This is a genomic window from Helicobacter pullorum (assembly GCF_900638355.1).
Lineage (GTDB): Bacteria > Campylobacterota > Campylobacteria > Campylobacterales > Helicobacteraceae > Helicobacter_D > Helicobacter_D pullorum.
Genome location: NZ_LR134509.1, coordinates 540,985 through 564,868 on the forward strand (window position 1 = coordinate 540,985; position 23,884 = coordinate 564,868).

The window sequence follows — 23,884 nt, forward strand, 5'->3', positions numbered from 1 at the left end:
ATGGATTACAAACAAGCCTTTTTTTCACAATTAGAATCTATGTATCTTGGAGTGCAAATAGAGGATACTCAAAACCTATTTAATACAGACAAGATACAAAAGAGTGGCTTTATCAATTTATTGCAAATGAAATCAAAATATTTTGGGCATATTAAGAATCTTTTAGAGAAAGAAAAGCTAAACCATTCAATCTATACTAAGCTCTATAATTTCTTTTCAAGCTATCTCAACGAGACAGGCACACCCTTTTTCTACGATACACCGATGCATAAAAACATCTATGCCAAAGTCTATACTAATTCAAAAGACACAAGCCTTTTTTATAAAACACAGAATCTCTACTATGTCAAATCCGACACGCTCTACCATGATGCAGAGATTACAAGCCAAGATTCCAAACACACTTTCATCTTTGACACAAGCCATTTTATCCCAAATGCCGATAATGCTAAAAACAAGGCTATTTTTAAATTTGCAATAGAGGAAAATATAAGAATCTATGTGCTAAATGATAAAGAAAGCCTAAAAGAGCTCCCTAATGTTTTTAAACAAAATAGCAGTGATTTAAGTGATGAATTTATCAAATCCCTAAAAGATAAGAAAATACAGCTACGAGAAGAAGAAATAAAAAAGATTCTAAGCTCTTATAAAAGGCAAAATGAAATCGACTTCTTTATCCATAAAAACGCAAGAGCCTTTTTACAAGAGCAGTTTAATCTATGGCTATGTAACTATGTGCTAGATGATATTACGCAGTGGCGACAAGAGAAAATTGAAGAGTTAAATACTCTTAAAAAAGTAGCCTTTAGCATTATTGATTACATAGCGGATTTTGAAGATGAGCTAAAAGCTATTTGGTGTAAGCCAAAGTTTGCTAAGAAAGTGGAGTATGTCTTTAGCCTTGATAGGATAGATTCTGCCTTATTAGATTCTATCATCAACGATGAGGGTTTTAAGGCACAAATCAAAGAATGGCAGGAGCTAAAGCTAGTAGATGAATATTTTGAAATCAAAAATATTAGTGATGAAAAGTATAAATTTCTACCCCTTGATACCAAGCATTTTAGTAAAACAACAAAATACAAGATTCTAAGCTCTTTTAATGATATAGAATCTACCCTCAATGGTGAGCTGATAAAAAGTGATAATTTCCAAGCCCTCAATACCTTGCTGCCAAAGTATCAAAATAAGGTAGATTTAACCTACATCGACCCGCCTTTTAACACAGGGAGCGACTTTGAGTATAAAGATAAATTCCAAGATTCTACTTGGCTTACCCTTATGGAAAATCGCTTAGAATTAGCAAGAGAATTTTTAAGTGATAGAGGAAGTTTTTATCTACACTTGGATTATAGAGCTAATTACTATGGAAGGATATTGCTGGATAACATTTTTGAGCAAAATTTACTAAATGAAATTATTTATGCTTATAGGATACAAGGAATCAAAAGAAATGCTTACCCGAATAAACACGACACTATTTTTATTTATACAAAAACCAACCCAGAACAAAATAAATATATTTTTTATACAGAAAAAGAAAAGCAAAAATATTTAAAACCTTTTATGGATACAAAGGTCATAACGCCTGATTTAAGCAAGCTTTCAAATAAAGATTTAGAATATTTAAAACAATGTTTAATAAATAGAAAAACCTTTCCTGATAAATTTAAAGAACTTTTGTTTAATCAATATGAGACTGAAACTTTTGTCAGAGATGTTTGGGATCACGATGTTACAAAACCATTAATTAGTGGTGTAAATGAGTATTCACAATTTCAAACTCAAAAATCAGAAAGTTTAATGCGAAGAGTAATTTTAAATTCTTCACACATAGATTCTATAATCTTTGATTATCATTTAGGTAGTGGCACAACAATCGCTACTGCACACAAACTAGGACGCAAATGGCTAGGTGTGGAAATGGGAGAGCATTTTTATAAAGTCATCATTCCTAGAATGAAAAAGGTCATCGGTGGTTTTGTAAGTGGGATTAGCAAAGAAGTAGAATTTAAAGGCGGTGGTGCCTTTAGATACTATGAGCTTGAAAGCTATGAAGAATCGCTAGAACAATGTGAATATGTGCTAGATAAAGATTCAATCATTGACTACCGCAAATCAAGAAAACTCATAAAAGCCCTAAATAAAGGCGAGACTATAAGCCTAGATATGAGCGGGTATAGAGAAAATTTTGATATACTGCATACTATGGCAAATGTTTTAGGGCTAAAGATACAAAGACTCTTTTTAGATTCTAAAGGCATAGAATGTGCGGAATTTGACAATGGCGGTATAGTTTCTAGTGATAATGTAGATTTATGCAAATATCCAAAGCTAATGAATCTAATCTGGTGGGAGAAGTGAAATGTTAGTAAATATTGAGAGAGTTGTTGATAATTTAAAAAATATCAAATTAAATAATATTTTTTTTGAAGCCATTACAAATTCAATACAAGCAAAGGCTACAAAAATAGAGATAAAGATCTACTCTCGTAATCTATATGAAGATAGAGAAAAAATACCACCATATGTAGATAAAATAGAGATTATAGATAATGGTGATGGATTCAATGAAGAAAACCTTAAATCGTTTAAGGAATATGGTAGTAAGCATAAAATTTCTTTGGGATGTAAGGGGGTGGGTAGGTTTGTGTACTTAAAACTTTTTAAACATATTGATATAAAAAGCAAGAATATAGAATTTAGCTTTAATGTTAATGGTGTAGAGAAGGAGAGAAAAGCAAGCAATAGCGAAACTAAAATATTATTTTCAAATCCAAGAGAGGATCTTTGTATTAATTTTAGTGACTTAGAGCAAGATATCAGAGAGCATTTTTTGGCATATTTTTTGCTACATAAAGATGCTAAGCAAATTATTGAAATAAAAGTTTATAATAATAATAAATTAAAATATAATATCTTAAGCAATCAAACACCAACCTTTAAAGAAAAACAATTTAACATTGGGAAATATAGTTTTACCCTAACATATGCATATGGCAATAAAGAATTGGATAATGAAGGATATTATGTTGCAGATAAGAGAGTGGTATCTAAAAACTCCGATTTAGAAAATGAAAAAAAATATAATTTATTTAAAGATAATGAACTTAAAATATATTTTATTTTAGAGGGTGAATATTTTAATGAAAATGTAAGTAATGAAAGAAATGAGTTGTTAATTTACCCTAAGCAAAAAAGTGCATTGCAATTTCAAGATTTATGCTGGGAAGATATACATAATGAATTGGATATACAATTAAAAGAAATTTATAAAGAAAATGGTTTTGATATAGATAAAACTATAAAAAAAAATAGAAAAGAAGCCATTAAAAACTTTCCTTATCTTGGTGCATATTTTGACAATAGTAATGAATTAAATATAGAACAAATGCAAAAAAATGCAAAAAAAGAATTTGAAAATGATAAGATATTTTTAAGAAATGAAAATAATAAGAACGATAAAGACTATGAAGTAAAATTAAGCAAAGTAACCCAAGCAGAGTTAGCAGAATATGTTTTTGATAGAAATAGGTTGATTCAGCAATTAAGAGAATCTGTTAAGAATAAAAGCATTGAAAAAGAAGTCCATGATTTGTTTATGCCTCAACATACGAAAGATGAAAAACAAAACTATAAAACAAATAATATTTGGCTTTTTGATGATAGATTTATGAGTTATGATAAAATTTTTAGTGATATACACATAAAGGAAATTTTTCCAAATTTACATAACCATTTAAAAAATCTTGATAAATTAAAAAGACCTGATATATTAAGTATTATTTCAAACACTTATGACAAAAACAAAATAACTGATATTTTGCTCATAGAGTTTAAAAGACCCAAAGAAGATAAAATTTACTTTTTGGAGGCTAGTAGTCAAATTAGAGATTATGCTTCCTTTATTCATCAAATGTATCCCAAGACAAATATAAGAATTTGGGCTTATGGTTTTCTAAAATTTGATGATGAAGTATTAGAAAGTTTGTCAAGAGACGATTATAATACTATTTACACAGGTGCAGCATTTCCAATTTGTTATAAATACAATAAAGCTAATAATATGATTATGAATTTTCTTGATTATGAAGCGTTAATATGTGATGCAGAAAATAGAAACAAGTTATTTTTAGATATTTTACAAGGTGAGTATTTAGACAATGAATAACAATCTAATCCTCTACACCACGCAAGATAAAAAAATAAAAGTCGAGCTTTATGAGTTTGGCGAGAGTGTGTATCTCACGCAGGATTTAATCGCAAAGCTTTTTGACACCTCAAAGCAAAATGTAAGTTTGCATATCGCAAATATTCTTAAAGAAGGTGAATTGAATGCAGATTCAGTTGTCAAGGAATACTTGACAACTGCTAAAGATAACAAACGATATAAAGTAAAATTTTATTCTTTAGAGATGATTTTAGCCATTGGCTTTAGAGTGCGAAGCAAAAGGGGTGTGCAGTTTAGAATCTGGGCTAATGAACACTTAAAGAGCTATCTACAAAAAGGCTTTATCATCGATAGCGATAGGCTTAAAAATCCAAATGGCAGAACGGATTATTTTGATGAGCTGTTAGAGCAAATACGAGATATACGAGCTAGTGAGAAAAGGTTTTATCAAAAGATAAGAGATTTATTTGCTTTGTGTGTAGATTATGATTCTAGTGATAAGGCTACACAAATGTTTTTTGCCAATACGCAAAACAAGCTTTTATATGCCATTACCAAACAAACTGCGGCTGAAATTATCTACAATAGGGCTAATCCTAATAAGCCAAATATGGGGCTTACTTCTTGGAAAGGGACTAAGGTGCGAAAGGGCGATATTATCATCGCTAAAAACTATCTTTCTAAAGATGAGTTAGATAGCTTAAATAGGCTTGTCAATGTCTTTTTGGAATCAGCAGAGCTTAGAGTAAGGGACAATAAAACTTTGACTGTGGATTTTTGGAAAGAAAATGTGGATAGTCTGCTTACCTTTCAAGGTAAGGATATATTAAAGGGCAATGGTAGCATTTCCAATGAAAAAATGGAGCAAGTCGTAAGGCAAAGATATGAAATTTTTGATAAAAAGAGGAAAGAAGAAACAAGAATCAAAGCTGATTTAGAAGATGAAAAAATGCTAGAAAAAACTTACAAGGCTCTAAAGGATAGATAATGCCAAAGCACACAAGCATAAAAAAACATTTGCTTCTTGAGCAAATATGCGATGAAAAAAGGATAGAATATAAGCAAGGCTATGAAAACTATGATTTAAAAAGCTTTAGTGCGGATATTGCTTTGCAAGATTATCAAGTGGCAAGTTTGCAAAATGCCCTTATAGCCTTAGACTTATATATGTGCTATAAAGATTCTGATTATATAAAAACTAGAGGCGAAAAGCTTTATAGAATCTATAAAGAACAATACAAAGATTGTAAGCTAGAAAAAGAGGAGATTAACCGTGCATCCTTTTGGATGGCGACAGGCAGTGGCAAAAGCATAGTGATGATAAAGCTACTCTCACTCTTGGGTAAGGCAGTGAGAGAGAAAAAGATTCCAAATAAGCCCATAATGCTACTTGCTCCAAATGATACGATTTTAGCACAATTTAAAGACAATGTAACAAAATACAATAATCACAATGCAGATTTCATCACCCTCAAAGAACTTAGAGAATATGAGAGTGCAACACAAAGTAGTTTATTGGGAGAAACTAGCGTTTTTATCGCTAGGAGTGATTTGCTAGATTGTGCAGAAAATGTGGGCAAAGATAAAAGTGCCAAAAGACTTGATTACAAAAACTACTGCAATAACGAGGGTTGGTATATCTTGCTAGATGAAGCTCATAGAGGTGATAGCAAGGAATCTATCAGAAAATATTACATCAATGAGATAGCTTGCGGGGATAGACTTAGGGAGTATGAGGGCTACTCTTATAATGGCTACTCTAGGGGCTTTATTTTTAATTTTTCGGCGACTTTTAGCGATGAGCTAGATTTTCTTACTTGTGCGTTTAATTATAATTTAGAAAAGTTTAATAATGATGGATATGGCAAGAATATCGCTGTGCTAGATTCTAATCTCAAATCCTTTAGCAAGGAAAATAGCGAGAATGAAAGAATAGCAAGAATCATCGAGGGCTTTATACTTTTTAGTGCTATGAAGCAAAGTAAAAAGGAGTTATTGTGTAAGGCTAGGGACTTTGGTATCTCAAATATACAATACCATAATCCTTTAATCATCGCAGTATCCGATAAGGTCAATACCCAAGATGCTGGGATAAAGCTGTATTTTAAAGCGATACTACAGATTCTAAAAGAAGATAAAGATATACAAGAGATAGCCAAAAATCTGTATGAAAAACTAAAAAATCAAGAGCTATATTTTGCAAAAGATGTTTTAAGCGATGAGTTTTTAGAATATGTGAAAAATACAGATTCTAAAAATGTGAGGGAACACATCTTTTATGCGAGTGAGCCATCACACCTAGAGTGCTTTAGGGCAAATGAAAAAGAGTTAGCTTTTAAAAGTAAGAATGCCAATGAGCCTTTTATGCTGCTTAATATTGCAGAGGCTAAAAAATGGGAGAAAGAGCATTTATTAGAGCTTGAAGTAGAGAGCTTTAAGGATTTGCAAAAGAGTTATTTTAAACATATCAATGAGGGCGATTCAAGCATTAACATTATGCTTGGGAGCAAAGTCTTTAGCGAAGGCTGGGATAGCAACCGTGTGAATCTCATTTATTTTATCAACATTGGCAGCAAAAATGCTAAAAAATATGTTTTGCAAACTATCGGTAGAGGTGTTAGAATCGAGCCTTTTTCTAATGTGCGAAAGAGAATGCGATATTGTGAGATGTATGAGTATAACACAAGGCAGACTTTAAATAATCTTGCTTGTGGGCTAGAGACTTTGTTTATCTTAGCGAGCGATAATGAGGCTATTAAATATATTTTAGAAGAGATTGAAAGCTTCATTACTCAATATCCACTAAAAGGTTTTAAAAAGACAAACATCTTAAGCCATCTTCCTACTCCAAAGTATAAAAATACAGAATCTAAAGAGAGAAGATATAAAATTGGTAAAAAGGAAGAAGAGGCGCTAGGGGAATATATAAAAAGCTTTGATGAAGATGTCTTAACTCTTAGCAAATGCGTGATACATAAAGAATGTAGCTATGACACGTTAAGGGAAATTAAAGATTTTTTAGACGATAAAAGCGAGAGAATTATCCAATACGGGGATTTTCAAGAATTTGATAAAAATAAGACTTTTAGCCATATTCATAGAATCTTAAATGCTAGAAACAAAGAGCTTAAAGAATTTGTAGATTTAAGCGATGAAATCAATCATTATCAAAGCTTTAAAACCACTTTGGGAGAAAGTTTTGCAAATGAGATAAATGGGATTATAAAAACTCTCAATGTGTATAAAGCCTTAAAAACAAGAGAGGATTTGCAAAAAGAGGGAGTAGCAGAGGAATATATCCCAGTTATTTTAGAATCTGAAGCTAAAAAACAAAGTAGGATTATTGATTCTTATCAAATCAGTGCAAAACTAAGAGAACATTATTATAATCCGCTTATTATCTATAATAAAAACGATAGAGATTCTAAGATAAATTTTGCAATAAATGAGGAGAGTGAAAAGGAGTTTTTACAAGATTTAGAGGAGTTTTTGCAAAGAGATTCTAAAGAACTTATTAAATACGAATGGTGCTTTTCTAAACTTGTAGAAAATATCGATACTATTTATATCCCATATTTTGATAATGAGGCACAAAGTGAGCGGAAGTTTTATCCAGACTTCATATTTTGGTTTAAAAGTAAAGAAAATGGAGAATATACAATCATTTTCATAGACCCAAAGGGGCTTACAAGAGAGGTAAATCCAAGAGATAAAATAAAGGGCTTTGAGGATATATTTAAAGACAAGGAGTTTTTATATAGAGGTAAAAAGATTCAAACTTATCTTTTTTATTATAATAAAAATGTGGGGGAATTTATAGGCTTTGAAAAATACAAAAAGAGCAGCGTAAAAGAAATTATTGATGAGATAGTGAAGTAAGTGTTGTTTGCATTCTTTTTTGCATCAAATGTCTTACAAATACGAAGTATATTGGGCTTTATTTTAGATATTTTTTCAAATTTTGAAGCAGATTTGCAAACTTTAGAAACATTGTGCGATTTGTTTAATGAAACTATTTAGCAAGAGCTTGGCTTTGTGTGTGAAGGACGGTATTTGTTTTTATAAAGAAGCTTAGAGAATGTTTGTCTTATGAGCGATTCAAAGGATTTTTGTGAATAGGTTTTGTAAATTAAGTTATGCTAGTTATGTTGTAATCTCTTATTTTTACAAGTTCTACGACAAGAAATCTTGGAGGGCAAACTATGAAAGCTGTGAAAATTATTAAAGAGCGGTATTTTGTCAAAAATTTTAACCTATCTATATAACGATGGAAAAAAAGATTTTTGAGATATTGAGGGAAGCAAAGAAGCACATTGTTGATAAAAAAGCAAAGGTAATGTTTCTTTACAATCAATTCGCCTATACCTTTGACTTTGTAGAATCTACAAGTGGAAAATTCGATAGAAACCAAAAGAGTGTTTGAAAATGATATCGCACAAGTTGTAAGATATGCTATCACAAGGCAGAATATCTCATAATTTGCTTTGCAAGAAGAGAATCTTCGATAATGAGTGCAATGCATAAAAATAAGTTAATTTGATAAATTTAGCAAAATTCATTGTTAATTTATTTAAAATTTATAATATCACATGCTAAATAATTTAGGTAATTTGCATTTTGAGATTGAAGTTTAGGCGTGATTTATATTTTGTCAATGCAATCGTGTAATGCCAAACTTTGGTGGAGAAATTTTCTGAATTTTAGCATTTCATCAAAACTAATGCAGGAAAACTCAAAAACATAAAATGATTGTTAAAAAGTTTTGCTATAATCACACAAGTATAATATTTTCAAGTTATTAGGAATGAGAAAATGAAGACTTTTATTATGTTGGGAATGGTTTTTGTGATTTGCTTTTGTGGATGTGGAAACAAAAAACCCAGTCAAGATATTATCCCTGCAACTGCAAATGGGGTTGATTTTGGTATCGGCGATACTCCGATGATTCCCGCTGAGAGTGGAATCTCTGCTAATGAAACGATAGAAAATCCAAAGCTTTTTGCAGGTCCAAATATCAAAGAAGAAGCCATAAAGGAATTTCTCAAGCAAACAACCACGAGTTTGGATAATCATTCTCGTAATTCTCAAAAACCTTCTAATGCAAATAATGCAAATTCCTCTCGTTTGAGAAACTTGGACACTTCTGATGTTATTACGCTTTTGAGTGGAGGTGGTATTGCACTTACAGTGTGGGCGACAAATCCGGGAAACTGGCTTTGGGGCTATCCTCCATTTAATAGCATAGAGTTTGGCAAAGCACGACAATGGAGGATACTTACTCGCTCTAATGGAAAAATAAGTTTTCAAAATGTGCAAACTGGAACTTGTATGAGTGCTTATAAAAATGGCGTTATCCATCTGCCTTGCAGAGAGAATAATCCTTCACAATTGTGGAATATCAATCCTTTTTCAAATCGTGCTATACAGCTACAAAATGAGGCCACCAAAACTTGTTTGCAAACTCCTGTAATACGCACGAAAAATTTTGGTAGTATTTTTTTGGCTAAATGTGTAACGCAGCAAAATCCTTCTAGCGGAAATGATAATATTTCACAACAATGGGTGATTACGGCACCGCTTACATCTACCCCGCCTATTTTTGTGATTGATTAAGGAGAGTTTATGCAGAAAATATTAATTGGTTTGCTTTTGGTGCTAACAGCTGTATATGCCAAAATTGAGGATTTTAGGGTAGGGACTTGGAATCTACAAGGTTCATCAGCTAGCACAGAAAATAAATGGCAAGTTAGTGTGCGTCAGTTGGTTACAGGGGATAATCCTATTAATATTCTTATGCTTCAAGAGGCAGGGAGTGTGCCAAATTCCGCAAGACGAACGGGTAGAATGGTGCAACCCGGTGGCACACCTGTGGAAGAATACATTTGGGAGCTTGGCACAATTTCTCGTCCAAGATCGGTTTTTATTTATCATGCAGATATTGATGTGGGAGCAAGACGCGTTAATTTGGCGATTGTATCAGATAGAATGGCTGATGAGGTTATTGTTGTGCATCAAAATACCATAGCCACAGAGGCTTCTCGCCCAGCACTTGGCATACGCATAGGCACTGATGTGTTTTTCTCTCTCCATGCTTTAGCAAGTGGTGGGGGCGATGCGACTGCACTTGTTACTGCAATACACGATCATTTTATGAATATGCCACAAATTACTTGGTTGATTGCTGGGGATTTCAATCGCGAGCCAGCAAGTCTTTTGAGTGGATTGGATTCTAGAGTGACAAGCAATATCCGCATTGTCTCGCCAAATACGGCTACGCATTTTAGTTCCCGTGGGACTAATCGTATTTTGGATTATGCGATTGTGGGGAATACACAAGCACCCGGAGTGCAAGTTTCACTCCCGGCTTTAAGTGCAATTTTGGCAGCAGCTAGTGTGCGTTCATATTTGAGTTCTGATCATTTTCCTGTTCGATTTGGAAGATTCTAATGAAATATAGAGGGATATTTATGAAAAATGCTTTTTTAGTTTATTGTCGTAGTTTGCAAACCTTACATAAGCAAATGTGGAAATCTTTTTTGGCTTTTGTGCTTTTGTGTGGAAGTATGCCATTGTTTGCCGAAAATCCTGAGGATTTGCCAGATTTTACCCCCTCATTTATGATACGCAGTGCTTATGATGGCTCTGTACTTACCATTGATGAAAAACAATTAAATTGGAATTTGCGTGAAATTACCGATGATAGTGGGATTAAAGAACGCGATCCATGGCCGTTTTTTAAGCTAAGTTATGTGCAGTTTGTAAGCCCTAATAATGCCGATGTATGCCTTGCTATTGATGAAAGTGGAAAGTTTGTTGGTAAATCTTGCAAAAAGGATATTGAAAGCAAAAAATTAGAAACGGTGTTTTCTATCATACCCACCACGACTTCTGCGGTGCAAATACGCTCTATGGTGCTAAATGCAGATGAATGTATTACATTTTTTAATACCCCTAGGAAGTCTGGATTTGGGATTAATTCTTGTGATGTTGATAGATTGTTTAATGTGGATTTGCGGAATCTTATGCTGATTTTACCGCCATTTCAAGCCGCTGTGCCGATTAATCCATAAGATTGTAATTTAAATTCTAAGGAAAAAAATGATTAAAAATATGATGAAGTTTTTATTGGCTATTTTGGTAGTTGCTTTGGTTTTTGGTTGTCAAAATAATGAAAAAGGCTCTAAAGTTTATGTGGGGACAAATGCGGAATTTGCACCTTTTGAATATAGAGAAGGAAAAAATATCGTTGGTTTTGATATTGATTTGATAAAAGAGATTGCTAGGATTTCTGGATTTGAGATTGAGTTTGTGGATATGCAATTTGATGGTTTGTTGCCTGCATTAGAATCAGGAAAAATTGATTTGATTATCTCTGGTATGACTGCCACAGAAGATAGGAAAAAGTTTGTTGATTTTTCTTCCCCATATTATAGTACCAAACAAGCAATTTTGGTGTATCAAGATGAGCAAAAAATACAAAGTTTTGATGATTTGGTAGGTAGAAAAGTCGGCGTGGTATTAGGATTTACAGGGGATATTTTGGTAAGTAAAATCCCAAATATTCAATCTCAAAAGTTCAATGCAGCTTCAGAGGTGATTTTGGCTCTTAAATCCAAAAAAATAGAAGCTGTTGTGATGGACTATGAAACTGCTAAAAATTATGCAAAACAAAATAGTGAGTTAAAGTTGGTGCAGACAGATTTTGCTTCAGAAGAATATGCTATTGCCATGAGAAAAGGGAATGAAGAATTGCTAGGGAAAATCAATCAAGCAATCAAACAAATCAAAGAAAATGGTTTTTATGATGGTTTGATTGCTAAATATTTTCAATAATTGCTAAAGATTCGTTTGAGGAAAGTTGATGTTGGAATATTTGGAGTTACTCAAAGAAATCTTTATTGTAGATAGCCGCTATAAATATATTTTAGAGGGGTTAATATTTTCTATTTCTACCACTGCATTAGCAGCTATTATCGGTATTGTTTTGGGTATTGTAGTGGCATTGATGCAGCTTACAAATTTTTATCCTTTTAGAAATATTCAAGCATTAGCGAATTTTAATCCTTTATCAAAGATTGCTTATGCCTATGTGTATATTATCCGTGGGACTCCTGCTGTGGTGCAATTAATGATATGGGCAAATATTATTTTTATAGGAGCATTGAGGGATACGCCAATTTTGCTTATTGCAGCAATTGCATTTGGGATTAATTCAAGCGCTTATGTCGCAGAGATTATCCGTGCTGGAATCCAAAGTTTGGATAAAGGGCAAATGGAAGCAGCAAGGGCTTTGGGAATGGGTTATGCAATGTCGATGAAAGAGATTATTATCCCTCAAGCGATTAAAAGAATCTTGCCTCCACTTGTGAGCGAGTTTATTGCCTTGCTAAAAGAAACTTCAATCGTTGGTTTTATCGGCGGTGTGGATTTGTTGCGTTCGGCGAGCATTATTACAAGCCAAACTTATAGAGCAATAGAGCCTTTATTGGCAGTGGGGATTATTTATTTGATTCTTACTTCGCTTTTTGCAATGCTTATGAGAAAAGTAGAGAAGAGGTTACAAGAAAGTGATTAGGGTTGAGAATTTACACAAAAATTTTGGTGAATTAGAGGTTTTAAAGGGCATTAATATAGAGGTGTCAAAAGGGGAGGTAATAGCCATCATTGGACCATCAGGAAGTGGGAAATCAACCTTTTTGCGTTGTATCAATAGACTAGAAGAGCCAAGTAGCGGGGCGATTTATATTGATAACCAAAACATTATGGACAAAAAGACAGATATCAACAAAGTGCGACAAAAGCTAGGTATGGTGTTTCAGCATTTCAATCTTTTCCCCCATAAAAATGTATTAGAAAATATCACTTTAGCACCCACAAAGCTAAAAAAACTCCCAAAAGAAACCGCAGAAAAAAAGGCAATGGAACTTTTGGGGAGAGTGGGGCTTATAGACAAAAAGGACTTTTATCCAAGCAAACTATCAGGGGGACAAAAGCAGCGGATAGCGATAGCTAGGGCATTGGCTATGGAGCCAGAGATTATGCTGTTTGATGAGCCAACTTCTGCACTAGATCCAGAGATGATAAAAGAAGTGCTAGATGTAATGGTGGATTTGGCAAAAGAGGGAATGACAATGATGATTGTAACGCACGAAATGGGGTTTGCTAGAAATGTAGCAAGCCGAATCCTTTTTATGAGTGAGGGCGAGATTATTGAGGATTCTACGCCTAATATGCTTTTTGATAATCCAAAAAATAAAAGAGTGCAAGAGTTTTTGTATAAGGTGTTGCAAAAGTAGCTATAAAAAGGCTTATGGATTCTAATAAATGAGGTGAGCGGATAATTTTTGAGGGCTAGTTATTGTTTTAGAATTTTTGGGATTTTAGATTATTAATCTTTGTATGGCTGTTTTATGGATTGCTTCACTTTTTTTGCAATGGCGAAATGCCCACATTGTCATTGTGAGGCTTTAGCCAAAGCAATCCACATTAATACTTTTTAAATACCAAAAATCAAGGATTTAATTTTATTTCTTTATAAGCATCACAACCCTTTTGTTCGCCCAAATCACAAGCTTTACCATAAAATTCCATAGCTTTGCTATCATTCTGCCTTACACCTTTTCCATGTTCGTATAAGTATCCTACAAGAATACAACTATCAGCATCTCCCATTTCACAAGCTTTGTTATAAAGCTCACTTGCCTTTTTGTAATCCTGTCTTACACCTTCTCCAAGTAAGTATAAACTTCCTAAAGCACTACAACCCAAAGCACTTCCCATTTCACAAGCTTTACCAACAAACTCCCTTGCTTTTTTATAATCCTGTCTTACACCATTTCCATGGTAGTATAAGCCTCCTAGATTCTTACAACCCAAAGCATAACCCATTTCACAAGATTTTCTATAAAGTTCACTTGCTTTTTTATAATCCTGTCTTACACCATTTCCATATTCGTATAAGTATCCTAGATTATTACAACTCCTAGCATTTCCATTATTGCATTGTCTCTCAAGCTCAGAATTTGCAAATGCCAAACTAGACAATAATGCCATCAAAAATACAATTTTTCTCATTTTATCTCCTTTGTGTTATTTAAATTCAACCTTCTTTGCAATGAGGCTTCAACCAAAGCAATCCACATTAACGCTTTTTAAATCCCAAAATCAAGGATTTAATTTTATTTTTTTATAAGCATCACAGCCCTTTTGTTCGCCCAAATCACAAGCTTTACCAAAAAACTCCATAGCTTTGTTATAATCCTTCATTACATAGTATAAATCTCCTAAAATACCACAACCCAAAGCATAACCCATTTCACAAGATTTACTCCAAAACTCACTTGCTTTTTTGTAATCCTGTTTTACACCTAGCCCATGTTGGTATAAACCTCCTAAAGCACCACAACCCTTAGCCTCACCCATTTCACAAGATTTACTCCAAAACTCCCTTGCTTTTTTGTAATCCTGCTTTACACCATCTCCATCGTAGTATAAGTTTCCTAAATTAAGACAACTCCCAGCGTCTCCATTATTGCATTGTCTCTCAAGCTCAGAATTTGCAAATGCCAAACTAGATAATAATGCTATTAATGTAATTTTTAACAATTGATTCTTCATTTGTTTTTTCCATAAATTTAATTTTTATTTAATTTCATCGTTTTAAAGTTTAGGCTTTTTGAGAATCCATTTTACAGCTTTGCTATAAAGCTCATCTGTTTTTGAGGAGGTTTTCCAAAACAGTACAACCCGAAGCATCACCCAAATAACAGGCTTTGCGAAAGGATTCCACAGCTTTATTACGATCCTGCCTTACCGCACTTTGTCCATAGGAGTATAAAGCTCCTAAATAAAAACAAGATTCAGGACGCCCTTCGTTACATAGTTTCTCAAGCACAGACCTAAACTCAGTATTTGCAAATGCCAAACTAGACAATAATGCCATCAAAAATACAATTTTTCTCATTTTATCTCCTTTGTGTTATTTAAATTCAACTTTCTTTGGTTCTTTGGAATATCTAGTTTTGTAAGCCCATATTTCAATCTTTTTATTGCTACTTACTTCCAAAATTTTCTTTGCAAGATTTTTGATTTCATCGCTAAAACTTCTCTCTTCATTTTCTTGGCTATAAACATTCTCTTTTGTGAATCTTCTGCCTAGAGTGATTTTTTTAATAATGATTGGGAGTTTGTTGTTATTTTGACTAATGGCTCTGTATTCGCATTCGTATTTGAAGCAAGGTTTTTTGGTGGTGAGAATATTAATAATCTCTGAATCAGTATTTTCTGTTGAAAGTGATAATCTATTATCAACAAGATTAATATTGTATGTTTTGTCGTGTATTTTATAATCTACCTTATAAATATCTCCCTTATAGTTTGGATTGATTCTAAAATCAATCTTTACTCCACAATGTGAGCCACCATAATGTGCCCACATTAGACTTAGATTATTTTCATTATTTTCTAATCTTTTCAAATCAGCAAAAGCACAAATATTTTTATCTTTTTTCATATTTTTAATTTTTTGACATATTGATTCTATTTCTTGTGGGTCTGTATGTGAGCTATAAAAAGAGTATCTCCCCTCATCAATATCGTTAAATTTCTCAAAATTTGTCATATACAATTCACAATTTTCCAAAATTTGACAAAATCTTTTTGTTGTAGCTTCTTTGTTGGATAAACTTTTTAGAAGTTCATCGATATAGTCGCCTGATTTATTTTCAAATTTAAAATCTCTAAATTTTGAAAATTGCATTCCAAGCCACCCTTTATTTGTCGTGGTTGTCCATTTTTCTTTTTCTATTTTCTTTCCCATTTTTTTCCTTTGAGCAGTTTTGTTTAAAGCTTTTATTATGCCCCCCCCCCCCTTAATATTTGCTTAATTGGGAGTTAAAAGGGCTTGTAGTGGCTAAAAGGGCAGTATCTAAGTAGAAAAAGGCTGTGGATAATCTAAAGATATAATGAAGTTAAAATAAATTTGGAGTTTGGTAAATCAAGAGCAACAAAAGAAAAAGCTAGAATCCCATAGCTTATTCTTTTATAAGTTCCCAAAAGTCCTTTTCATCTAGGATTTTCACTCCTAGTTCTTGGGCTTTGGCGAGTTTGGAGCCTGCTTCCTCTCCACAAAGCAAAAAGTCAGTTTTTTTAGAAACACTGCTAGAGACTTTTGCACCAAGGGATTCTAGGATTTCTTGATAGGATTCTCGTTTTTGTGAGAGTGTGCCTGTGATGACAAAGGTTTTGCCACTAAGGTTTGTGGTGCTTTGGGGTGTTTGGGTGGTTTTTGGGGTTAGGATATTGAGTAGATTTTTTATCCTCTCTTGATTGATGTGGCAAAATTCTACAAGAGAGTTTGCCATCTCTTCCCCAAAACCATCAAGAGTGATGAAGTCCTCAAAATCCTTTTGATAAAATTCCAGCCCAAAAGTGTTGGCTAGCTTTTTGCTTGCTCCCTCGCCGATGTGTTCAATCCCCAAAGCATTGATAAATCGCCACAAATCAATGCCTTTGGATTCTTTTATCGCATTTAAAATATTGTGAATCTTCTTGTCTTTGAAGCCTTCTAAGCCCTCTAAATCCTCATATTGAAGTGAGAAAATATCTTCGATTTTGGTGATTTTGCCTCTTTCAAAAAGCAAATCAATAATCCTTTTGCCTAGTCCATCGATATTGAGTGCCTTTTTGCTAATGAAATGGATTAGGGAGTTTTTTAGCCTTGCTTTGCAGCTTAGATTTTGGCATTTGATGAGTTTTTCTTCGATGAGTAACTCACTTCCACAAATCGGGCAGTGGGTTGGGATTTCACATTTCTTTTGAGTGCCATCACGCAAAGAGGGCAAGGATTTGATGATTTTGGGTATCACATCGCCGCTTCGGATAAGAATTACCGAGTCATTAATCAAAATATCTTTTTTTCTAATTTCATCAAAATTATGCAAAGTGGCTCTAGCTACCTTTGCCCCCTCAATCATCACGGGTTCTAAAATCGCCACAGGGGTAACAACGCCTGTCCTGCCTACTTGCAGAGTGATATCAAGAATCTTTGCCTTTTTTTCGATAGCTGGGAATTTATACGCACAAGCAAATCGTGGGGCTTTTATCGTGAATCCTAGATTTTTTTGCAAAGCAATGCTATCAATCCTAATCACCATTCCATCTAGCATAATAGGGTAAGAATCGCGTTTGGAGATTAGGTTTTGGTAAGATTCCTCGATTTCTTGGAGATTTTTGCAAAGTTTAGAAAAGGGAGAAGTGAGGAAGCCAAAAGAGCGGATTTTCTGCATAAGTTCAAAAAAGCTATTTTCTTCTATGGTGCAAAATCCAACGCCCCAAGGGATAAATTGTAATTTGCGTTTAGCGGTGATTTTGGAATCTAGTTGCCTTAAGCTTCCAGCAGCTGCGTTGCGTGGATTGGCAAAAAGCGATTCGCCATTTTCTAGTCTTTCTTGATTTAAGCGTTCAAAATCGTTTTTTGCAATTACGCATTCACCACGAATCTCGATTCTATCGTTGTAAGGAATGCTTAGGGGAATGCTTTGGATAGTTTTTGCATTTTGTGTTACATTTTCTCCGATAAATCCATCGCCTCTTGTGGTGGCTTTTTGTAATTTGCCATTTTCATAAAGCAGATTGAGGCTTGCACCATCAAATTTTGGATCAATGGTAAAGAGCAGGTTTTCTCCCTTGCTGACGCGATTAATCCATTCTTGTAATTCTTGAGTATCAAAAATATCTTCCAAACTCCACATACGCTCGATATGTTCGGATTTGCTAAAAGATTCTAAGATATTATCCCCAACTCTTTGGGTGGGGGAATCTTTGGCGATTTGATTTGGATTTTTGGTTTCAAACTCTTTGATTTGGTGATAGAGTGTATCATACTCTTCATCACTTGCAATGGGGTCATCTAAGATATAATAGTGTTTTGCCCAAAGATTTAGAGTTTTGATAGCTTGTAGATATTGTGTATAATTCATAAAACAAGCTTTAGGGCTTCATTGTCCATTATCCCGATTCCTTTGTTTAGTGTATCTTGTGCGATTTCTTTGGCAGCTTGTAGGGAGTGCATTTTGTAAGTGCCACATTGCAATTCATTAGCTTCTGGAATCTCGCTCACTTTCAAAATATCTTTCATACTTGCTTCCCATGCGTTTTTGACTTCCTCGCAACTTGGTTTGCCAATCAAGCTCATATAAAATCCTGTGCGACAACCCATCGGGGAAATATCGATAATCTCTACTTTATCGCTATTTAGATGGTCTCTCATAAACCCTGCAAAAAGATGCTCTAAAGTGTGGATGCCCTCTTGACTTAGAATCTCAACATTTGGTTTGCAAAAACGCAAATCAAAAACGCAAATTTCATCGCCCTTTGGCGTGTGCATTACTTTGCCTAGTCTTACAGCAGGGGCTGGCATTTTTTTGTGATCAACTTTGAAGCTATCTAAAAGTGGCATAAAAATCCTTTAAATAAAATGTTTTTGAAATGTTATACAAAAAAAATTCACAAAAAGTTTAATTAGAGAAAATTTTTAAAAATTGTAGGATTTTAAGCGTCATATTTGAGATGGGCAGAGATTTTAATTCACTTGGAGAGAAAAACTCTAGCTTTTGATTGGCGGCTATTTGGCTGCAAGAGTTGAGTTTGTAGAGATGCAAAGTGAGATTGTATTTGGTGTAAGTGTGTTTGAGTGTGCCTAGTAGTTTGGGTGTTTTGGAGGTGAGGTTTGGGAAATTGTAAAGATTATAATAAAGCTTGCTGGTGCTTTTAGTGAGGGCGATTTTTGAATTTTGGATATAAATTCCCAAAAGCAAATCTTTTTTGATAGTGGCAGTTTTTTGGGTTTGTGTATAAAGGAATAGGTTGGCTTTGCCTTGACAGAAGTTTTGAAGTGGGCATTTGGGGCATAGCGGATTTTTGGGTGTGCAAATAGTTGCTCCGATGTCTAAAAGAGCTTGGTTGTGATTAAAGGGATCATAGCAGTTAAGAATCTCTTTGGCTTTGGATTCTAAAAGGTTTTGGGTAGGATTTTGAAGAGCAAAAAAACGCGTCAAGATTCTTTTGATATTAGAATCTACAAAGCTTACCGCACAATCAAATCCAAAACAAGCAATCGCACCTGCGGTGTATCTACCAATACCCGGCAATTTTTGGAGTAAATCCAAATTCTTTGGCAACTCTCCATTAAAAGATTCCTTGCAGATTTTAGCGGTTTTCAAAAGATTTCTAGCACGGGTGTAATATCCAAGCCCACGCCATTGCAATAAAACTTCTTCTTCTTTAGCATTAGCAAGGGATTCTAAAGTGGGAAATTTTTCTAAAAAAGGAAAATAGTAGTTTTCAAGCACGGTTTTAACTTGAGTTTGTTGAAGCATAATCTCACTTATCCAAACTCTATAAGCACGATTTTTTTGGGTTTTGTCCCGCCAAGGGAGCGACTTTCTTCCCTCTTTTGAATACCATAATAAAATTTCAGTATGCAAAGAAGAGGGGTTTGGAGGAGTGTTCATCTAGTTTAGAGATTAGGAAGTATTTGTTCTTTGTAAATATTTAGAATATTTTTAGAATCTTCAAGGTTTGATGAGAGGAGTTTGAGGGCTAATGAAGTAATGCCATATTCTTTTTGTAAGTCTCTAATTTGCTCTATACAATCTTGTGGAGTGCCAACTATCATAGTTTTTAGGATTTTGTCTTTGTTAAAAAAGTCAGCCCTAAATTCTTCATAATCGCTTGTTTTGATAATTGATTCAAAGGTTGGATTATTTTCATTGGCTCTTAGCATACATTGAGTAAAAATATCAACTCCTATTTGTGCCTTTTCCTCTGCTACTTTGCGGTCTTTATCTACATAAAATGCACGCATGAGAGTGAAATCGTATTTTTTGGCATTGGTTTGAAAAATTTGGTGAATCTCTTTTGCTTCTGTGCTATCTAGTGTCAGGGAGCCTAAAAAATTGTAGCCGAGATTTGCGGCTTTTTGTAGTGTTGGTTTGTGAGTGCTAGCGATATAAAAGGGGATTAGCCCTTTTGGGTGAGGGCGAATGCTGATATTATTGATTTCAAAAAAATCCCCACTAAAATTAACTTGTTCTTTAAAAAGCAAATTGTGAATGATTTGTGCATTTTCTAGCATAATATCACGATTGTTTTTAGCATTATTGCCCATAGCAATATCAAAAATAGGAAATGCCCCTCGTGCAAATCCAAACAAAAAGCGTCCTTTGGAGATTAAATCTAATGTGGCGATTTCTTCGGAGATTCTAATGGGGTGGTAATGCGGAAGCAAAATTGCAGCACTGCCTATTTTGATATTTTGGGTTTGAGCAAGAGCGGCACTAATAAGTGGAATAATCGCAGAACAAAGTGTGAAATTATTAAAATGATGCTCGCCAATCCATACTTCATCTAATCCCAAAGCATCACAATGCTGAATAAGTGCTAGAGAATCCAAAATCGTATTTGCTTCATTATTGTCCCAATTTTCTATGAGTGTGAAGATTCCGCTTTTCAAGGTAGCCTTCCTTTGTTTTGAGTATTTTAAGAATAAAAAGTTATAGTATTCTATCACAAATTTATTAATCTTAAAATTACCTAGCGGGTTAAAAAGATTCCAAAAATGCTATAATTTTGCCTTTAAATATTGAATTTATAGGAGATTGGATGTTTCACATTGTTTTTAATGCAGATGAAAAATACATTCCCTATGTCGCAGTTTTAATGACAAGCATTATTAAAAATACAAATCCTAATAAGACTTTTGCAGATTTTTGTGTAGATTCTAATCAAAATGAAACAATTAATTCTAGCGGGGGGGGGGGGGCATTTAGAAAATCCTAATAATTTAAATCCTGCTTTTACAAAAGAATCCCAAACCTCACAAATCCAAAAATCTATCAATCAAGAATTAAAATCCTATTTGGATTCTACTTTGCAAGATTCTACAGACTCAAATCATAATTTTGCTAATGAAGGCTATGTGTTTCATATTTTGAGTGATTTTGTGAGTGATGAAAGTCGTTTGTAGCAATTAAAACTTAAAATTGACTTGATTTGGTAGTAAGAGTATCCCAGATTTTGAGATACTCTAATGCTTTGTAGATTAATTTTCTAATGTCTTCATATCTATCACATAGCGGAATTTTGCCTTGCCATTAGTGAGATTCTCATAAGCTTCATTAATCTGATTTATTGCGATGATTTCAGTTTCAGGATAGATTTTGTGCTTCAAAGAAAAATCTAGCATTTCTTGAGTTTCTTTAATCCCGCCAATAAGTGAGCCATAGACTTTTTTATGCGCGTTAAAGATAAGCCCTGCCGCATCGATGGTGGGTGCGACTTCTGTAGGTGGAAGCCCCACGATTCCCATCTCTCCGCCAAGTTTTAAAAGCTTAAGATAGGCGGTAATATCATAAGGTGTGGGGATTGTGGAGATAATGAGGTCAAATCGCTCTGCCACCACACTAGAATCGGTGGTATCATAAAGCTTTTTTGCCCCCATTTTTAGCGCGTCTTGTTCTTTGTTTTTATTACGCGCAAACACATACACTTCCGCACCCATTTGCACAGCGTATTTTACCGCCATCATACCTAGTCCGCCAAATCCTGCTACCGCGACTTTATCACCCGGCTTTACCTTGCTAAATTTTAGCGGTGCATAGGTGGTAATCCCCGCACAGAGCAAGGGCGCGACTTTCTCTAGTGGGGCATCTTGTGGCACATTCACGGCAAAATTCTCGCTTACCACGATATTGTTAGAATATCCGCCATAGGTTGGCTCATTGTTATGAAAATAATCGTGGCAATCATAGGTAGCCACCATTCCGCGTTCGCAATACTGCTCATTGCTCGCTTTACACGCCTCACATTCTCCACAGCTATTGACCATACAGCCAACTCCCGCATAATCGCCGACTTTAAACTTGCTAACCTTGCTACCCACTGCCACGACTTTGCCCGCTATCTCATGCCCGGGCACCATAGGGTAGATTCCCTCTTTCCACTCGCTACGCGCGGAGTGTATATCGCTATGGCAGATTCCAGCAAACAGAATCTCGATTAAAATATCATTTTCGCCCAAAGCATGGCGTGAAAACTCAAAGGGTTTAAAGTTATCACTTTTGTGTTGCACCGCATAGCCCTTTGCAGTGATTCTTTTGCCCTCTCTAGCTTCATTTAGGTTTGAATCTAAAAGCATATTGCCTCCTTAAAAATTAAATTACAAATGAAATTATAAAATATGAGAGCTATTCTAAGTCAAGAGCAAAAATCTAAAATTTGCTAATAAATCTAAAATTTTAGAGAATGCCAAGTTGTTGATAGAATCCTAAGTTTAAATTTGTTGATAGATTTTTATTTAGATAATTTTTAATCTTTGTGGCTTCTTGTTGGGTAATAGAAAATCCTCCCCCAATAAGTGGGGAGGCAAGATAGATTTTGTCGTGATTTTGTTGTAAGGCTTTGTGATTAAAGGCTTTTGCGTTTTGGATTTGTGTTTGGGAAATGTTTTGTGTGGGTGCGGTGATTTGGTAAGTCATCATTACACACAAGATTTGTAAAACCTGCAAGAGTGTTATATCGCAAGCTTGGATAATTTGCTCTATTGTTTTTGGGGCAAAGTTATCTAAAGTGAGAAAATTTAAAATTTTTGAATAGATTTTTTGCACTTCAGCAATGTTTTCTAATCCCTGTATTTTTGCATCTTCTCTAAGTAACACAAAAGCGGTTTTTAAAAGTTTTTGTTCTCTTTCTTGTGTGCTTAGCATACATTTGCCTTTGATAAATAAATCTGCTCTAAATTTTCTATTGACAAAAAAATCTTTGATTTGTTCTTGCAATAAGGGGCATTGTAGGGTGTTTATAAAATTTAGTTCTTCTTGGGAGAGGGTTAAATCATCAAAATGCCACAAAACATTTGCACTAGAAGCAAATTCACACTTGCACTCTTGCATCATTTCTGCAATATCTAAGAAATGATGGCAACTCCAGTGTTTATTAAAAAATTCGTGTGCTAATACAGAAATATCTTGATTTAAAATATATAAAATTTCTTCTTTTGCTTTGGGATTTTGCTGCAAAAAGGACATAGGTATTTTGCTAAATTGTTCTAAAATTTCGAGGGAATTTTTGATTTTTGTGGTGGGCGTTCCATTTTGTCTTTCTTCAAAAGCTTTAAGGATTTTTTGCAAAGAATATCCCCCTTCCCAGCCGGGAAAAGAATTGTAGCTAATATATACAATTCCGCCGATATTGAGGCATTTATCAATGATTTTTTGAATATATTTTTTGTTTTTTGAATTAATCCAGCTCCATACTCCATGCAAAACAATATAATCAAAACTCATTTTTTCAGAAATGGCACGCTTGTAGAAATCTTTGAAACTTTCATTGTAAATTTTGCTGTTGGGGGATAGTTCTTTGGTATTGAATGCAAAAGAAGGATTGAAATCCACTCCGATAAATTCCCCTTTGTTGCAAACAGAATGCAAAGCTAGACTATATCCTTTGCCAAAACCTAGCTCTAAATAGCTTATTGAGGAATCTTTGGTGTTTTTGATGCCTGCTAATGTGAGATTAAAATCTATATTGAGAGGATTTAAACCATAAAAATAAGCATTAATATAATCAATTCCCATTACATAACCATCATTCCACATTTTGTTCCTTTATTTGGTGGTTGATTAAAATAAAATGGAGGGATTATAAAGCATGAGA

The 23,884-nt window shown here is 34.1% G+C and carries 22 protein-coding genes; 12 read left to right on the forward strand and 10 right to left on the reverse strand.

Annotated elements, in window-relative coordinates; genetic code table 11:
* The 10 genes from EL247_RS02805 (at window position 1) to EL247_RS02850 (ending at window position 13,467) form a co-directional block, all read left to right on the forward strand.
* Entirely contained in the window at window positions 1-2,364 is a 2,364-nt protein-coding gene (locus EL247_RS02805) for a DNA methyltransferase (protein ID WP_126441958.1), read from the forward strand.
* 1 nt (window position 2,365) lies between these two features.
* Window positions 2,366-4,171 (forward strand): ATP-binding protein, encoded by a 1,806-nt coding sequence (locus tag EL247_RS02810; RefSeq protein WP_126441959.1) that lies wholly within the window; start codon window positions 2,366-2,368, stop codon window positions 4,169-4,171.
* Window positions 4,164-5,159: a virulence RhuM family protein gene (locus tag EL247_RS02815; protein ID WP_126441960.1), complete on the forward strand. Its 996-nt coding sequence runs from the start codon at window positions 4,164-4,166 to the stop codon at window positions 5,157-5,159. Before EL247_RS02810 ends, EL247_RS02815 begins: the two co-directional genes overlap by 8 nt.
* Window positions 5,159-8,050 (forward strand): DEAD/DEAH box helicase family protein, encoded by a 2,892-nt coding sequence (locus EL247_RS02820; RefSeq protein WP_126441961.1) that lies wholly within the window; start codon window positions 5,159-5,161, stop codon window positions 8,048-8,050. Before EL247_RS02815 ends, EL247_RS02820 begins: the two co-directional genes overlap by 1 nt.
* Before the next feature lie 933 nt (window positions 8,051-8,983).
* Window positions 8,984-9,784, forward strand: a complete 801-nt coding sequence (locus tag EL247_RS02825) for an RICIN domain-containing protein (protein ID WP_126441962.1) — start codon at window positions 8,984-8,986, stop codon at window positions 9,782-9,784.
* A gap of 9 nt (window positions 9,785-9,793) precedes the next feature.
* Complete coding sequence (locus EL247_RS02830) at window positions 9,794-10,618, forward strand: cytolethal distending toxin subunit B family protein (RefSeq protein ID WP_065829828.1); 825 nt, start codon at window positions 9,794-9,796, stop codon at window positions 10,616-10,618.
* 20 nt (window positions 10,619-10,638) lie between these two features.
* Complete coding sequence (locus tag EL247_RS02835; protein ID WP_050751343.1) at window positions 10,639-11,241, forward strand: RICIN domain-containing protein; 603 nt, start codon at window positions 10,639-10,641, stop codon at window positions 11,239-11,241.
* A 28-nt stretch (window positions 11,242-11,269) separates the two neighbouring features.
* On the forward strand, window positions 11,270-12,004 hold the full coding sequence (locus EL247_RS02840; RefSeq protein WP_104745848.1) for a basic amino acid ABC transporter substrate-binding protein: 735 nt from the start codon (window positions 11,270-11,272) through the stop codon (window positions 12,002-12,004).
* Between the two features lie 28 nt (window positions 12,005-12,032).
* Window positions 12,033-12,746, forward strand: a complete 714-nt coding sequence (locus EL247_RS02845) for an amino acid ABC transporter permease (protein ID WP_054195549.1) — start codon at window positions 12,033-12,035, stop codon at window positions 12,744-12,746.
* Window positions 12,739-13,467, forward strand: coding sequence for an amino acid ABC transporter ATP-binding protein (locus EL247_RS02850; protein WP_005022590.1), 729 nt, complete (start codon window positions 12,739-12,741; stop codon window positions 13,465-13,467). The genes EL247_RS02845 and EL247_RS02850 overlap by 8 nt, the downstream gene beginning before the upstream one ends.
* Window positions 13,468-13,681: 214 nt before the next feature.
* Here EL247_RS02850 and EL247_RS02855 read toward each other — a convergent pair whose 3' ends face one another.
* The 8 genes from EL247_RS02855 to EL247_RS02890 form a co-directional block, all read right to left on the reverse strand.
* Complete coding sequence (locus tag EL247_RS02855) at window positions 13,682-14,245, reverse strand: tetratricopeptide repeat protein (RefSeq protein WP_104745847.1); 564 nt, start codon at window positions 14,243-14,245, stop codon at window positions 13,682-13,684.
* 90 nt (window positions 14,246-14,335) lie between these two features.
* Entirely contained in the window at window positions 14,336-14,788 is a 453-nt protein-coding gene (locus EL247_RS02860; protein WP_104745846.1) for a tetratricopeptide repeat protein, read from the reverse strand.
* Between the two features lie 91 nt (window positions 14,789-14,879).
* Entirely contained in the window at window positions 14,880-15,134 is a 255-nt protein-coding gene (locus EL247_RS02865) for an SEL1-like repeat protein (RefSeq protein ID WP_060663171.1), read from the reverse strand.
* A 15-nt stretch (window positions 15,135-15,149) separates the two neighbouring features.
* Window positions 15,150-15,989, reverse strand: a complete 840-nt coding sequence (locus EL247_RS02870; RefSeq protein WP_104745845.1) for a DUF2971 domain-containing protein — start codon at window positions 15,987-15,989, stop codon at window positions 15,150-15,152.
* A gap of 214 nt (window positions 15,990-16,203) precedes the next feature.
* Window positions 16,204-18,150, reverse strand: coding sequence for an NAD-dependent DNA ligase LigA (ligA, locus tag EL247_RS02875; protein ID WP_126441963.1), 1,947 nt, complete (start codon window positions 18,148-18,150; stop codon window positions 16,204-16,206).
* Entirely contained in the window at window positions 18,147-18,629 is a 483-nt protein-coding gene (gene luxS, locus EL247_RS02880) for an S-ribosylhomocysteine lyase (RefSeq protein WP_104745843.1), read from the reverse strand. The genes ligA and luxS overlap by 4 nt, the downstream gene beginning before the upstream one ends.
* 58 nt (window positions 18,630-18,687) lie before the next feature.
* Entirely contained in the window at window positions 18,688-19,683 is a 996-nt protein-coding gene (gene mutY, locus EL247_RS02885) for an A/G-specific adenine glycosylase (protein ID WP_104745842.1), read from the reverse strand.
* Window positions 19,684-19,688: 5 nt separating this feature from the next.
* Window positions 19,689-20,684, reverse strand: a complete 996-nt coding sequence (locus EL247_RS02890) for an LLM class flavin-dependent oxidoreductase (RefSeq protein ID WP_005022600.1) — start codon at window positions 20,682-20,684, stop codon at window positions 19,689-19,691.
* A gap of 149 nt (window positions 20,685-20,833) precedes the next feature.
* On the opposite strand from EL247_RS02890, the gene EL247_RS08515 reads away from it, so the two are divergent.
* Together EL247_RS08515 and EL247_RS02895 are read left to right on the forward strand one after the other, a co-directional pair.
* Window positions 20,834-21,010 carry a hypothetical protein gene (locus tag EL247_RS08515; RefSeq protein WP_158653939.1) on the forward strand — a complete coding sequence of 59 codons (177 nt, stop codon included), beginning with the start codon at window positions 20,834-20,836 and terminating at the stop codon, window positions 21,008-21,010.
* Window positions 20,961-21,197: a hypothetical protein gene (locus EL247_RS02895; RefSeq protein WP_104745841.1), complete on the forward strand. Its 237-nt coding sequence runs from the start codon at window positions 20,961-20,963 to the stop codon at window positions 21,195-21,197. The genes EL247_RS08515 and EL247_RS02895 overlap by 50 nt, the downstream gene beginning before the upstream one ends.
* A gap of 75 nt (window positions 21,198-21,272) precedes the next feature.
* Here the strand turns inward: EL247_RS02895 and EL247_RS02900 are convergent, their stop codons facing one another.
* Together EL247_RS02900 and EL247_RS02905 are read right to left on the reverse strand one after the other, a co-directional pair.
* Window positions 21,273-22,367, reverse strand: a complete 1,095-nt coding sequence (locus EL247_RS02900) for an NAD(P)-dependent alcohol dehydrogenase (protein ID WP_104745840.1) — start codon at window positions 22,365-22,367, stop codon at window positions 21,273-21,275.
* A gap of 100 nt (window positions 22,368-22,467) precedes the next feature.
* Window positions 22,468-23,826: a class I SAM-dependent methyltransferase gene (locus EL247_RS02905; RefSeq protein ID WP_126441964.1), complete on the reverse strand. Its 1,359-nt coding sequence runs from the start codon at window positions 23,824-23,826 to the stop codon at window positions 22,468-22,470.
* Between the last annotated feature and the right edge of the window lie 58 nt (window positions 23,827-23,884).